The organism is Sporolactobacillus inulinus (genome assembly GCF_006539285.1).
Lineage (GTDB): Bacteria > Bacillota > Bacilli > Bacillales > Sporolactobacillaceae > Sporolactobacillus > Sporolactobacillus inulinus.
Genome location: NZ_BJMS01000086.1, coordinates 1 through 14,662, shown reverse-complemented (window position 1 = coordinate 14,662; position 14,662 = coordinate 1). Strand labels below are relative to the sequence as shown.

The following is a 14,662-nucleotide window of genomic DNA, read 5'->3' as shown; positions in this document are numbered from 1 at the left end:
CACTACCGCTATCAATCCATCCGACCTTAGTCGGTGGTAGTTGAACACACATCGTTATTGGACTACCTCAAAGAACGCGCCATCGAGCATCTTGTGATTGCCGGTTGTCAGACTGAATATTGTATTGATACCGCCGTTCGGATGGCAACGGTCAACGGCTTTGATGTTACCTTGGTCGGCGACGCCCATGGAACCGCGGACACCCCGGTTTTGTCGGCAGAACAGATCGTGAAACATCATAATCAAACGTTGAATGGCTATGACAACGATGACCATTTTTCGCTCGTCCGGAATTCGGATGAAGCACTCTTTCAGCCGATTCATGAGCGTTACCGATGATCTCACGTTTTGTTCAATTTAGACGATTAAGCGCGATTGCTGCTGACCTCTTCCAAAATGCTGGGAGAGGTTTTTAAGCGATGAAAAACGGCGCTTCGCAGGATGGATGATGCGGAATGATTGATTCGGGGACGCGATCTGCCCGGAACATCTGGATGGGCTTTCCTAAAATGGATTTGGGCTTTCCCGAAAAAGAAAAAACCAATGATCTTTGAAAAATTGGAGAAAATAAGGAGGCATAAACAGGTGCTGATTTTGGGCACGCGGGCAGAGACGCAACCTGTTCTGGGGCAGATCGTGTAGAAACAGCGGCAAACAGAAGCGCCTGCCCCACGGAAATAACCGCCTGCCAAGGAGGGATGTTATGAAATTCATAGAATCAGAACGTAAGAAGGCAATTGATGAGAAGCTTCAAACGGTAAGTCAAAAGATTGCTGCGCTGTGGGCGGTACAATGCGCGGAACATGTTATTCGCTATTTTGATCAGGAACGTCCGAAAGACAATCGCCCGAGAAAAGCAGTGGATGCGGCACGAGCGTGGGCACGCGGGCGCATTAACGTCGGTGATGCACGAAAAACAGCTTTTGCCGCCCATGCAGCCGCCCGCACAGCCAAAAGCGATGCGGCTATTGCCGCGGCTCGAGCTGCCGGCCAAGCGGCAGCTACCGCACATATGACAGGGCACGCAATCCATGCATCGACCTATGCTGCTAAAAGCGTCTTTTATGCGACTGACGGCGATCTGAAGGCGGTGGATCAGGAACGCATGTGGCAATACGATCGGCTGTGCGAGCTTGCAATTTTTATCAAAAAAGAATGATTTGCGCGATAGCTATTGCTTAAAAGGAACAAAAATGGCCCTCACTAGCGCGGCTTATCTCAAATGAGAGCATAAAAAAATGAGTCTGGAAAGGGATCTCCAAACTCTGGATTAAGCAATCAAGTAAATCCAAGTGCGATCGAACCGCCAAAATCACTCACAAAGAAAGGCCAAAACGCTGGCCGTTGTAACTGGGATGAGTGCTCATCTATCGATGATTATTCTTGCTGCACGTCCTTATCCAAGTCATGATCGCGAGTCTGGCATTCATCCACCTGCAGAATCATCCCCTCAATACTGAAACAATCCCTGCGCTTTCAACGTTTCCATCATTTTTTTCTTGTTTTCCGATTGGGTTCCTGTGACGGCTTTTGCGATCTGGTTGGTAAACGTATCGACGCGGCGGTTGGCATCGCGCAGATCATAGTACTGATTGACGACATGATCATAGTCCTTTAATTCCTCAAGCGGCTGCTCCATTGAATGGTATTCATTTTCAAAATATACGGCTTCTTTTGGCAGGCGCGGCTTCAGCTGCGGCGCTTGGTTTGGATAGCCGGTGGCAACACCGAACGCCGGGAAGGTCAGTTTTGGTAGTTTTAATAAATCAACCACCGCTTGAGGATCGTTTAAGATACTGCCAAGATAAACGGCGCCAAGTCCCAGACTTTCTGCTGCAGTTACGAGGTTCTGCGCAGCGATGACCGTATCACTGAAGGCACGGAAGAAAAAGTCGGTCGAACCGAGTACATCGGACGGCTGCTCCTTCGCCTTGGCAATTGCGGCATTGCGATGCAAGTCAACAACAAGGACAAACAGACCGTCAGCTTCAGCGATATAGTGCTGATTGCCAATCTCGGCCAGCGCCTGTTTCTTTGCCGGATCAGTGACACGGATGATCGAGTATTGTTGGAAAAAGTTGCTCGTTGATGCATGCTGCGCGGCGCGAACCATCAGATCGATCTGTTCTTCAGGAATCTTCTGATCGGTAAAACTGCGTATGCTGCGGTGATTTAAAAGGGTTCTAATTGTTTCATTCATGCCAATGGATACTCCTTTTTTCATAAATAGATCTTGTTTAACAGTTACTATGATTATAGCATGGAGGGGAAAAGGGAAGAATCACTAATAAAACTGACTGATAAACCGCCCAAACTGGTTGATAAAATTCGCAAACTGCCTGATAAACCGCTCAAACTGACTGATAAACCGCCCAAACTGGTTGATAAAATTCGCAAACTGCCTGATAAACCGCCCAAACTGACTGATAAACCATTCATCTGGAAAATTTCATCATCTGTCAGGTCATGAGGAAAATACTTCGAAAATTTAGTACAATAGTACTATAGCAGGAATTCGGGGGCATTTTATGGATGAAGTAACAAAGCGTATTGCAACCTTTGCAAAGAAAACGATCAATTTGGATGAGCTTCAACAGCTGCTCAATCCCTTTTTCAGCTCCTATACGGATTTCGCTGAAGCTGTGCGCGAATTTGAGCGTCATCAGGTGCTGGTGATGATCCGTGCTTCGGGGCGAACAATCCGTACACCCGCGCTTGCCAATCGCTACCGAATTAATAAAAGCGCGATGAGCGGCGACTACCATAAAGAGCTCCAGCACTACCGGAGCAAGCTGCACCGAGCGATCAGTCTGGATAGCTATTATCGCAGCGATCCGGAATTGTGGGCGAGCGATCTGCCTGACCTCATCAAAGTGGACCACTACCTTAAGAACCATGGATTTCCGCAAGAAGCGGTTCCGGCACCGGAGCGCAGCTTTGAACTCGTTGCCGATGAAAAATGGATTGATGAAAAAGGCGGAAGGGAACTGCTTGAGAAGACCGGCTTGTATGCGCGCCTTAATATCCTTCCCGTCTCCGATCCACTGATGCTTGCGATCAATCCTCGATTCATTCATGAATCCGAACAAACACATCTGATTGTTGAAAATAAAACGACCTATCAAGGCTTGCTGCCGGTATTAAAACAGACACGTTTTGCCACACTGATTTATGGCTGCGGTAAAGCGGTGATTAAAAGTATCGAGCAGTTTTCGATGCAGTATCCGGTTCGGGCAGCGCACCGCTTTCTGTATTTCGGCGATCTGGATCGAGAAGGACTATCAATCTGGTATTCACTCAATCAAAAGCAAGCAGCAGAGCCGGCACTTCCTTTTTATGAGGCATGTCTGAAGAAAAAGGCGGCAGCGGGGAAAGCGTACCAACAGGCGCGCAGCACGGCGATCGATGCTTTTCTCACCCATTTTCCGAAACCGGAAGCGCAGCAAATACAGAGCGCACTTCAAAATGGAAACTATTATCCGCAGGAAATCTTGAAGACTAATGAATTGCAGCAGATAGGGAGGGAAGCCGATTGGAAGAACTAGATCTGCGCGAGATCGTCAGCGGCTATAAGGAGCGGATACGTCGGCTTGCTTTGTTTGATCCGCTTTATGAGCTGGAGCGCAAGCGTGAACAGGACCACGAGAAAAAAGACATCGACATGAAAGGCCTTGGGCTTCTTGCGCTGCTGTTTTTCTTTGAGCAGAAGCTGATGCGCCAGTATAAGGCGGGAGCGAAACAACTGGCTGCTTTTTTAGAAAAAACGGCTGAAATGCAGTACCGGCTGGATCATGAAGATTACGAGCGCCTGGCCCGATCGATTATTCAGACCTTCCGCCCAACCACCGGGAAAAAACGGCGCTATAGCTTTTTTAATTGGGAAACCGGCGCGGACGATGGAATTGATTACTCGATTTTGAAGGCGAGCAGTTTCGATCTGAAAACGAATCAGCAGTACTACACTTTGGATGAGGACGGGCTTGAACTCGTTTTTGCGACGAAAGAATTTTACAGTGAGTTTCAGTTGTCGATCAATCAGCTCATGCTGCGCAAGCAGTTGGACAAGGGCGAATTCAAGGGCGCCCTCAGGCAGATCAATGAAATGCGCATTGATGTGGAAAGCCTTGTCGAGCGCATGACGCGGCTCAAACACGAAATCCAGCGCAGTATCGTGTCTGAAGAGACCTTTGAGCGCTATAAGCAGCTGCTTGAGGATATTTACGGGCGGCTGAACCGGGAGAATGATGAATTCAAAGAGCTGCGTGCTTTTGTGAAAGAGACTCGCCAGCGCCTGTACGCAAAGGATATGCATAAGAAAGAATCGCGTACCTATGATCTCGTTCTGCGCATTGCTCATGAACTGGAGTCGGTCCATTACGACCATACACGGCTTTTGCAACAAACCGGCGACTTGAAGAATACCACGCTGCTCACGGCGCAAGAATCCCTGTACTACACAGGCATACAGGCCTTCAATTTCGATCAAGATGTGTCTGCGAAAATCATTGCCACGCCTTTGCCGCTTGAAGCGATGAGCGGCGTGCTCCAGCCGTTTCTAAAGGTAGAGGAGAACAAGCAATGGTCGCCACTGACCATTCTCGCCGATCAGAAAATCAATGAAGATCGTGAATCGGCGGATGATCAAGGTTTTATTAATGTTTCTTCAGCGGATGAATCCTTGCCCTATCGACGTATTCTGACGCAAAAATATCGAGAATTAATGGCTCTGTTTCTGCGCGCTTCCGAGCAAAGCGGCGTTCGGAAACTGTCTCAATTCATCAATTTTCTCGAAGAAAACGAGCACTCGGATTGGGTTGAGCAGCGTTATTTTTACCAGTTTTGGCTTATTCTGCACCAGCGTTCACCGATCAGGAATGGGGAAATAGAGGATGACGATGGAGCAAAAGCGGTGCTTGATGAGGCATTGGCGCTGCTCGGAAATCGGGTACTTCATGTGCGTGAAGGAAGAGGCATCATTCAAACAGCCAAGCGCTTCTCGATTCAGGAGCTGCTGATCCATGTGGAGGAGGGCAACAATGAACTATCCTGAACAAAAAGTGATTCAAGCGTTTCGCCTTTATACGATTCTTGCTCGAGACGGCGCTGCAGCGGAAGACGCCGTGCAAAATTACCGTGCAGATGATGCGATCCGCGGCTTGCTGGACACCTTTGCAAGAGAAGTGGATTGCGTCGTCATCAGCACGAGTGAACAACTGTTTCTCGTGCCTGAAACCAAGCTGTCACCTTTTCACACCAGCAATGACTGGATTAAACGCCACTACCTGCGCACCGGAGCAACCAATGGCGACCTCTATCTGCTCTACTTTGCCACAATGATTCTGTTTGGCAGTTTTTATGATACTTACCAGAGTCAGGAACCGACGCGGCTGTTTCTGCGCCTCGATGAGTGGGTACGTTTTATCCAGGAACGTATCGATCAGTTGAAAACGCATGATGAAGAGGAACTAAAACAGTTGGAGCAAGAGTTTTCCTATAACTGGCGGTTGATTATTGAAAAATGGGATGACATGGATGACATTAAAGAGACCGCCAAGAAGCAAAGCGGCAACACGATCAGCCGCATGAGTTTTATTAATACGGTCAAACGGTTCCTGACCGATCAGGATCTGGTGCAAGACATTGGCAATGAAGAGATCAGGCTGACGGAGAAAGCGAAAACGATCATTCAGCGTTATTTTATGGAAGTTGAATATAATAAGGGAATTTTTGAATTCATATACGGTTTTGAAGGAGATGAACCGCATGCCGACGATCAGTAAAATCCGCTTGACAAATGTGATCTACGAAGAAGGCAACAAACGCTATAATGACGAACTGTTTCTCTTTGACGGACATAATGGTGCGATTCTGATTGAAAACGGCGGCGGGAAGACGGTGTTTATTCAAACCGCGCTTCAGGCGATTCTGCCGCATACCGACCTTGCCGACCGCAAAATAAAAAACACGTTGATGCTAGGCGGCGCACCGGCACATATCGCAATCGAATGGATCATCAATGAGCGGCCGAGACGTTATGTGGTGACTGCGGTCTCACTTTTTACAACGAAGAATGCGCTCGATTCGCTACGCTATGTTTATGAATACCACGAAAATGATCCAAACGGTATTGAGGGGATTCCGTTTGTCCGCGACATCAGAGGCGGCAAGCGTCCTGCAGATCGCGGTGAAATGCAAGATTATTACAGCGGCATGCACGAGAAGACGCTCAGTGCGCAGACCTTTAAGACGATCAAGGACTATAAGTCTTTTCTTGAGGAGCAATACAACATCATTTCCAGCGAATGGGAGAGCGTTGTCAAAATTAACAGCTCTGAGGGCGGCGTTGAAGCCTTTTTTGATGAATGCAAGAACACGAGTCAGCTGTTTGACCGTCTGCTGATCCCGACGGTGGAGGATTCGATGGTTGGCCATGACCGCCACCTTTTCGCGGATTTGTTTGAAAAACAGCTTGAGAGTCTGAAAAATTATCAGAAGCTGAAAGAGACGATCGAAGAAAACGAGCAAATCAGCAGCGCACTTGAGGAGTATAGCAAAACTTATGAGGCGCTTCATGAACGTGAACTGACCTACACGAAAACGAAGCAGCGGGCAAAAGGGGTCTGGAAGGAACTGACCGATCAGCAGCACAAGCAGCAAGCGGAGCAAGAGGCGAATGGCGCGAAGCTTCTCGAATGGAAAAAGGACAGCTTTACGCACGCGGTGAAAGCGGAATCCTACAAAATTTTTACAGAACAAACGGCCCTTGAACAATTGGAACAAGCCTATAAAAAAGCACTTGCTGCACAAACGGAAACGGAAGAGCAGTTGCAAAAAGATCGGCACGCCTATGCCTCGTTGCAATGGGCGAAAGCGACGGCTCAGCATAAGGAGCAGATAGAGCTGCTCCAGGAGTGCGAGCGGCAGCTGGAGGCGATGGATCAGCGTGCAGATGCGCGCGAGCTGCGCAATCATTTTGAACGGGCTAAGCGGCAGCTGCTCGGCTGTCTGCTGCACGAAATCGAAGGCTTAGAAACAACGGAGCAGCAGCTGAAAACGGACCTGTTTCCGGTCATAGAGCAAATCGATGAACAAGAGCAGATGCAAAAATCATGTAGCGAGAATGAGAAAAAGCTCCGTGATGCATGTGCGAATATTGAGGGCCGGTTGCAGTCACAAAAGGAAGCATTGGCACAACTTATTCGTGAGCTCCCGATCAATCCGGAGCAGGAAACGGTTAAAGACCAGCTTGTAAAATGGACGGAACGCGATCAATTCTTAGACGAGTCAATCATTGCTCTGATGCAGAAGGAGAAGGGGCTGCGCGCAAGCCAAACGGAACTTCAGAAACAAAAATCAGCGCTTCAGGATGAGAAGAATGGGACGATGCGTGAAGCGGATCAGCTGCAAAATGCACTCGCGCAGATGGAGAAGGCAGAGCGCGGAATCATCAAACAGCTGTCGGAACTGCGCGCGCAATGGGGCGGACTCGAAACCGTCTTTCTTGACCAGGATTCGATTATGGAGCGGCTCCGTGAGACAATGGATCGCCTCGCTGCTGAGCGTGAGGAACTTTTATATAAAGAACGGGTCGCTCGCCGATTTGTCGATGATCACGGTGATCAGGAGCAGTTTTTTGGTGATGCTTATTTGGACAAGCGTCTGCCGACATGGAAAAATCAATTCGCTTTTCTGGCGACTGGTGTGGAATACTTGCAAATGGTGGATGATTCGGAGCAAAGTCGGATGCTGGGGTATCCACTTTGGCCGCTCACACTTGTAACCACGGCTACGGAAAAGGCGAAACTGGTGAAAAAATTGGATCAAGTCGCATCGCGTCTGCAATATCCGGTCACTGTACTTTCAACTGAGGAAGCACTGTCGGCGGATGTGCAAAATGCGGTTCAGTGGGTGGCGCCGGAGCAATGGCGGGACAATACAAATCCCGATTCATTTGCCGAATGGAAAAAGCGGCTTGGCGGTGAAGCCGCTCAGGCGACCGAGCAGCGTGTGGCGAGTGAACGCGAATCCGCACGCTGCCAGCAGACGCTCCATGCGTTCCGCAGCTTTTTAAACGAATACCCTTATCAGACGGTCGAAGAGAAGCGGGCGAAAAAGAACGAGCTGCAAAATAATATCGAGACGCTCATTATGTCGATTCGCAAGTCGGAACAAGAAGAAGACGATTTGGAAGCCGAGCTGATCCGCAGCAAGGCGAAAATCGATCAGTTCCGTGATGAACGAAGCGGATTGGCACTGTATATGGAAAAAGCGCGCCGCGCGCTTGTCATCGAGAAAACCATTGAAGCAGAGCAAGGGCTTTTAAAACAAGCGAAAGAAAATGTGCACGCCGCAGAGCAAAGGCTCGCAGCAGTCTTGGATGCGATCAATGCGCTGAACGAGAAAAGAAGAAGCATTGATGCTCGGCTCAGCAATGTTTCCGCCGAATTGCGTATCTTGAAACGGAATGATGACTATCTCGCTTTGCGCGCCTTGACCCCGGAGAAGACAGACAAAAGCAAAGCGGTCATCAAGGAACAGATCAAGAATTTAGAAATGCGCTTGAATCAAATCAACAAAACGCGCGGCGAATGGGAAGAAAAACGTAAGGGTGCAGCAAGCGAAATCAAGCACCTTGACGAAGCCATGAGCCGTCTGCGCCTCGAGTACGACGCCATTGATGAAACGCAAGTATTCCCGGGTGACGGTGATCAGCAGCTGATCCTGCTTCAGAGCCGAATCAAACAACTTGCCAAGGAAGAAAAACGCCGCGCCGATGCCGCACAGGCGGCGCGATCAGAAAAGGACAAACAGGACGGAAAATTGTCCAGCCGCAAGGAACAGTTCCAGCAGCATTTTCCAAACGAGGCCGTTGTTTCTTTCCATGCCTACGCGGGGAATGCGGCCCAGGATCTCTATGACGAAAAAAAACGTCTGAACGAACGTAAAAGCTATCTTGATCAGGAATCCAGTCGCATTGAGAAAGAGCTGACCGCCATCAATCAGGCAAGAACGCAGCTTGATAAATTTGAAATTGCGCATCACTTCACGGCACCGGACATTGAAGCGATTGCGTTAACCAGCGAAGAAATCAACGATTTTACCTATAATCGTAAAAAGTCTGTGTCAGGGATTACTCGTGGATTAGAAGAAAATCAAGCCGATGTGACGGCCGGTAAAGCTGAGGTTGGACGTGCACAGCAGACCTTTAAGACTTTTTGCAGGACGCAGATTTCCGATGTTAAGCTCAGACAAATGGCAATCAGCGGCATCGAAACAAAACAGAGCTATGAAGAGATCGTCGCATTCAAGAAAAATATGTCACTGCGGATCGAGCGGATTTCCCACTATGCCCGTGAGCACATCCGTCAAAGCGACAAGGATCTTCAGTTGTTCATCGATCAAATTCAAACGCATTTGCGTACGCTGGCGGAAGAACTGCGGCAGATTCCGAAGAAAACCAAAGTCAAAGTTAAAGACGATTGGAAACAGATTTATTCCTTTACCATACCGGAGTGGAAAGAAGAGGACGGTAAAGCGCGCATCCGCAATCACATTGAATGGATTCTCAAAAAGCTGAAAGACCCGAGCTTCTTAAATGAAGAGGGTCGGCAGGATAGTGGAAAAATACGTAAAGCGCTGGATACTTGGCTGCAATCGAAACAATTGCTTCGCGAGATCATCGGCAGCGATGTCTTAAAGGTGACGCTACGCAAAGTGGCAAGCGACAGCACGGTGTCGACGCGTTATTATACATGGGAGACGAGTAATATTTGGTCCGGAGGCGAACGCTGGAGCAAGAACATGACGCTCTTCCTTGGCATCCTCAATTATGTCGCGGAGAAGAAGAAGCATCTTAAATCCAATGGACAGCTGCACCGGGCGGTTATTCTCGACAATCCGTTCGGTCAGGCATCCAGTGATCATGTCCTGAGCCCGGTGTTTTTTGTCGCCCAGCAGCTCGGTTTCCAAATGATTGCCCTCACGGCACTGGCAGAAGGGAAATTTTTGCAAGACTATTTCCCTGTCATTTACAGCTGCCGCTTGAGAGGAGCATCCGATTCTGGCAAGCAAGTCATGACCAAGGAAAAACAAATCAGCAAAGCGTACTTTGAAGACCACGCCCCGCAAAGCCTTGAGCGCCTCGGTGAAACGGAGCAGATGGGGTTGTTTGATTGATCAATTTTGGGGATTAATTGAATGAGGTTCATTCACTTCTCAAGTGGATCAAAAAATAACATTGACACTTTTTAAAAAGTCTGATATAAATAATAACACCAACTCAAAAGGAGTCCTTGGTCATGAAACGAGCAGGAAAACTCCAATTGAATAACTTTTATTACTACTTTGGTTTCTTTCGCTAGTGTTTGTATTCGCTTCGCCGGATGCAAACACTTCTCCAGAAGCTTGCATCCATGCGGGAGCCAAGGCGGTACGATTAAACTTGGAAAAATAACCACATGGATTAACTATCAATAATCCGTGTGGTTTTTATTTTATCGCAAAGCATTCCGCAGCACCCACGGTTTATTGAGACCGTGGGTGTTTTTTACACATTGGAAAAGGGGAAATCATGATGACACATTCATTAGTTAGCAAGATGAAAAAAGAATTGAGTTTGATTCAACCGTCCGATATTTTAAAATTCGATCAGGAAGCCTCAGCAATTCCGGGAATTATTAAGTTAACGATCGGGGAACCGGATTTCAATACGCCAGAACATGTGAAAGAAGCCGGGAGACGCAGTATCGATAATAACCGCAGCCACTATGCACCGCCGAACGGGACACCCGAGCTGCGCCAAGCCATCAGTCATTTTCTCGAGAAAAAGTATGGCCTGTTCTACAATGCGGATCATGAAATCCTTGTCACAGCAGGAGCAACCGAAGCCATCTACACCGTACTCACCTCAATTTTGAATCCGGGCGACAAGGTGCTGATGCCGACGCCGATCTTTCCGCTCTACATACCGGACACACTGCTTGCCAAAGCAGAGCCGGTATTCATGGATACATCTGCTAACGGGTTTGTGCTCTCACCGGAGCTGCTTGAAAAAACGCTTGCTGAGCATGGTGATGCCGTTAAAGCCGTTATTTTCAACTTCCCGTGCAACCCGACCGGCGTCACCTACCGCCGCGAGCAAATCGAAGCGCTGGCAAATGTTTTGAAAAAGCATGACATCTTTGTAATCTGCGATGACATCTACAGTGAACTGACTTACGGTGAACGCCATGTATCGATGGCGGAATACCTCCCGGATCAGGCGATCGTGATCAATGGCGCATCGAAATCGCATGCGATGACCGGCTGGCGGATCGGCTTTATCTGTGCACCGGCCGTGATCGCAACGGAACTCGGCAAGATCCATCAATTCACGATTACTTCGACGGCCACGGTTGCTCAGGATGCGGCACTGGAAGCCTTCGAAAACGGCATGGATGACGGCATTCACATGCGCGCGGAATATCAGAAAAGACGTGACTTTGTCTACGAAGCGATGAGTAAAATCGGGTTCGATTGCGTCAAACCGCAAGGCGCTTTTTACCTGTTTGCTAAAATCCCGGCGCATATGATTCAAAAAAGCATGGCGTTCAGCAGAGATTTGGCACACAAAGCAAAGGTAGCGGTGATTCCGGGCGGCTCTTTCGGACCTGGCGGCGAAGGCTATATTCGAATCAGTTATGCCGCAAGCATGGAACAGCTGCAAGAAGCGATGCGCCGAATCGCAACCTATGCGGAAACAAATAAAAAACAAAGGAGCGTGCAACAATGAAAATCATTATGTTCAGCGTTCGCGATGATGAAGAGGCAGCAATCAGGGAATGGGAAAAGAAAACCGGTGTTCAGGTGGACATCAACCGGCTGGAGTTAGATGCAGAAACCGCGCAACTTACTAAAGGTTATGACGGGATCGTGATTCAGCAGCGCAGCCACATCAGCAACCCAGCGGTTTACGAGACGCTTCAGAAAAATGGACTGAGGCAGCTGACCTCGCGTACAGCCGGCTACGATATGATCGATCTCGAGCAGGCAAGTGAACGCGGACTTGTCGTCACCAATGTGCCGGCTTATTCGCCGAACTCGGTTGCCGAGCTGGCGCTGACGCAAACAATGCGCCTGATTCGCAACTTGCCCTTGTTCGATGCACGCGGCGCAGAGCAGGATTTTCGCTGGGCAGGACTGATGGCGCGTGAAATCCGTTCACTTACCGTAGGCATTATCGGGGCCGGACGGATCGGCGGTACGGTTGCACGCTTATTCAAAGCGCTTGGCGCGACGGTGATCGCAAATGATATTGTCGAACGTGTAGAGCTGAAAGACATTGTCACCTACGTTTCCAAGGAAGAACTGCTACAAGCGGCAGACGTTGTGACCCTTCATGTGCCGCTTATGGATTCAACGACTCAATTGATTGATGCTGATGCCTTGGCGCTAATGAAGAACGATGCCGTGCTCATCAATGCATCGCGCGGCCCGGTCGTCGATACCGATGCGTTGATTGCCGCACTGCAGAACAAGCAAATAGCCGGCGCAGCACTGGATACACTGAACGGTGAGGAGCACTTCTTCAATCAGGATCTGTGCGGCAAAGAACTTCCAAGCGAGCAGCTGAAGGTCTTGCGAACGCTGCCAAATGTACTGATTACGCCGCATATTGGTTTCTACACCAACAAAGCCGTGCAAAATATGGTTGAGATCAGCCTGAACGACGTCTTGGCGATTTTGAAAACCGGCACAAGCGAGCATCAGCTGAACAAAGTAGCTGTAGAAAACTAAAAAGAAGGACTGCTCATGCAGATCAGACAGACAACAGATGCAGCGCTGCATCAATAATTTCATAGAAACATTGCCAAAACCCGCGTATCCTGTGTGAATACGCGGGTTTTACTTGGGAAAGATGAATCAAACTGGATAGCGTTTAAAGCTAATACCGTGAAAGACCTGCGGTATTATGTCAAGCGCTTTATAAATTATATTTGTTAATTTATGAACAAAAAGGCGTACTCTAACCTAAGCCCAGTATAAAATGTAAAATACTGGAATCTAACAAAGGGTTTTGAATGGTCATTTTTGACTCATCCGGTCATCCCTTTGCTCGGTGCATAAATTTCATGGTGACGGAGCAGAGCGTCGACCATGCGGACCAATTTTCTTGCCGTAAGAACGAGCGCACGTTTGTGTTTATGAGTGGTAACTTCATTTGCTTTTTTCTCATAATACCTTCGGTATTCTGGAACGTAGCGTATGACATGATTGGCGGCTTCAATCAGGTAATAACGCAAATAGACGTTCCCAGTTCGTGACAGTTTAGTATCCTCAGCAGTAAATGTACCAGACTGGTGCTTACGCCAATACAATCCGGCATACTTCGCCAGTTTTGCTTCGTTTTGGAATCGATCGATCTGACCAACCTCAGCGATGATTCCAGCTGAGAAGATGGGGCCAATTCCCGGAATGGTATCGATCGTTCGCTTTGCTATAGGCAGACTCTTGATTAGGTTCTGAATGCCCTTTTCTAAGGTTTTAATCTGGGCTTTCATCGTTCTGATCAGAGTAATCGAAGTACTCATGAGAAGATCCACTGAATCTTCCACACAACGGCTTAGACGATAAGAATTGTTGACGGCTGTTTTGATGGAAGATGCCACTTTTTTTGGATCACCAAAGTGGTGATTTCCCTTTTCCTGAAGGTAAAGAGCCAGCTTTTCCAATGAGATATCAGCCAAATCATCTAAGCTGAATTCGTCACTGAAAAATTCCAAAATCGCTTGTCCAAAAACGGAGGTTTTGACATCCTTGGTAAACTGACTGAATTTAAAGTTTAGGTGCTGCAGAAAATGTTGTTTTTCTCTTGTTAGTTCTTGAACCAAGAGAAAACGAGATCGCGTCAGCCGTTGAAGAGCGATATACTGTTCTTCTTTGACTACAGAGAGTGTGGAACGTCCAAATCTCAGAAAGTCGGCAATGACAAACGCATCAATCTCATCTGTTTTATCCAGATTCGCATAGCTTTTCTTGAAGTTGGCAACTTGTTTGGGATTAAGCATATAGACGCTGCAGCCGATCTTCTTTAATTCAGGATCCGTATGAAAAAACATAGCCGGATGATAACTGTACACAGAGGTGGATTCCAAGCCAATCTTGTATCCATCAACTCTTTGTTCCTCCGCTAAAGAAACGAGATCATCGCGCAGCTTTAGAGCACCCGGACGATTGTTTGGGATCGGATAAGCTTTCACTTTATCCCCTTTCTCAGTTTCAATATAGACTTTAATATCTAGTGAACTAACGTCCAAACCGACAAAATAGGTCATGATGTACACATCCTCCTTTCATTTAGGATAACTTGGGCATCTGGGGATATCCCTAAGTGTGAACGCCGACCAGCACACTCGCCTATCAGAACTTAAATCCCTGTCTCAGTTAGCCGCATCCTGTCTACTCAAGCAGGATAATGAGAAGCAGAGAGGAACAGCCTGCGAGTAAGAAGTCCCTTGCGCACACCGGGAAACATTCTTTCAAAGTAGTAGAACTACAGTTAAAGCTAGGATTAACCCAAATGATCCTTAAACTCATTATCTTAGGAATATCACCAGGTGTCCAAATCATTTGATGAGATTAATATTATTGGCTACATTATTAATATACTGGAGAGTGAAAAGTT

The 14,662-nt window shown here is 47.9% G+C and carries 11 protein-coding genes; 8 read left to right on the top strand and 3 right to left on the bottom strand.

Annotated features, from left to right (window positions below; genetic code table 11):
* Positions 1–33 precede the first annotated feature (33 nt).
* A complete protein-coding gene (locus SIN01_RS11460; RefSeq protein ID WP_084689004.1) occupies positions 34–339 on the top strand; it encodes an isochorismatase family protein in 306 nt (101 codons plus the stop codon).
* Positions 340–412: 73 nt separating this feature from the next.
* Here the strand turns inward: SIN01_RS11460 and SIN01_RS11455 are convergent, their stop codons facing one another.
* Positions 413–673, bottom strand: coding sequence for a hypothetical protein (locus SIN01_RS11455; RefSeq protein WP_141306084.1), 261 nt, complete (start codon positions 671–673; stop codon positions 413–415).
* Here SIN01_RS11455 and SIN01_RS11450 point away from each other — a divergent pair.
* Positions 620–1,159 (top strand): putative immunity protein, encoded by a 540-nt coding sequence (locus SIN01_RS11450; protein ID WP_475297028.1) that lies wholly within the window; start codon positions 620–622, stop codon positions 1,157–1,159. The two genes, SIN01_RS11455 and SIN01_RS11450, sit on opposite strands and share 54 nt — an antisense overlap.
* Positions 1,160–1,450: 291 nt before the next feature.
* Here the strand turns inward: SIN01_RS11450 and nfsA are convergent, their stop codons facing one another.
* Complete coding sequence (nfsA, locus tag SIN01_RS11445) at positions 1,451–2,200, bottom strand: oxygen-insensitive NADPH nitroreductase (RefSeq protein ID WP_010027266.1); 750 nt, start codon at positions 2,198–2,200, stop codon at positions 1,451–1,453.
* A gap of 328 nt (positions 2,201–2,528) precedes the next feature.
* Here nfsA and SIN01_RS11440 point away from each other — a divergent pair, with 328 nt between their 5' ends.
* From SIN01_RS11440 to SIN01_RS11415, 6 genes are all read left to right on the top strand, one after another.
* Positions 2,529–3,545 (top strand): Wadjet anti-phage system protein JetD domain-containing protein, encoded by a 1,017-nt coding sequence (locus SIN01_RS11440; RefSeq protein WP_010024637.1) that lies wholly within the window; start codon positions 2,529–2,531, stop codon positions 3,543–3,545.
* Positions 3,533–5,050, top strand: coding sequence for a hypothetical protein (locus tag SIN01_RS11435; protein ID WP_010024638.1), 1,518 nt, complete (start codon positions 3,533–3,535; stop codon positions 5,048–5,050). The genes SIN01_RS11440 and SIN01_RS11435 overlap by 13 nt, the downstream gene beginning before the upstream one ends.
* Positions 5,037–5,780 (top strand): DUF6063 family protein, encoded by a 744-nt coding sequence (locus SIN01_RS11430; protein ID WP_010024640.1) that lies wholly within the window; start codon positions 5,037–5,039, stop codon positions 5,778–5,780. Before SIN01_RS11435 ends, SIN01_RS11430 begins: the two co-directional genes overlap by 14 nt.
* Positions 5,764–10,176: a coiled-coil domain-containing protein gene (locus tag SIN01_RS11425; protein WP_047034787.1), complete on the top strand. Its 4,413-nt coding sequence runs from the start codon at positions 5,764–5,766 to the stop codon at positions 10,174–10,176. Before SIN01_RS11430 ends, SIN01_RS11425 begins: the two co-directional genes overlap by 17 nt.
* Before the next feature lie 394 nt (positions 10,177–10,570).
* A complete protein-coding gene (locus tag SIN01_RS11420; protein WP_237760113.1) occupies positions 10,571–11,770 on the top strand; it encodes a pyridoxal phosphate-dependent aminotransferase in 1,200 nt (399 codons plus the stop codon).
* The gene (locus SIN01_RS11415) at positions 11,767–12,774 is read left to right on the top strand and encodes a D-2-hydroxyacid dehydrogenase (protein WP_010023539.1); all 1,008 of its coding nucleotides are present in this window, start codon (positions 11,767–11,769) and stop codon (positions 12,772–12,774) included. The genes SIN01_RS11420 and SIN01_RS11415 overlap by 4 nt, the downstream gene beginning before the upstream one ends.
* Positions 12,775–13,073: 299 nt before the next feature.
* On the opposite strand, the gene SIN01_RS11410 is transcribed toward SIN01_RS11415, so the two are convergent.
* The gene (locus SIN01_RS11410) at positions 13,074–14,312 is read right to left on the bottom strand and encodes an IS110 family RNA-guided transposase (RefSeq protein ID WP_010023538.1); all 1,239 of its coding nucleotides are present in this window, start codon (positions 14,310–14,312) and stop codon (positions 13,074–13,076) included.
* Between the last annotated feature and the right edge of the window lie 350 nt (positions 14,313–14,662).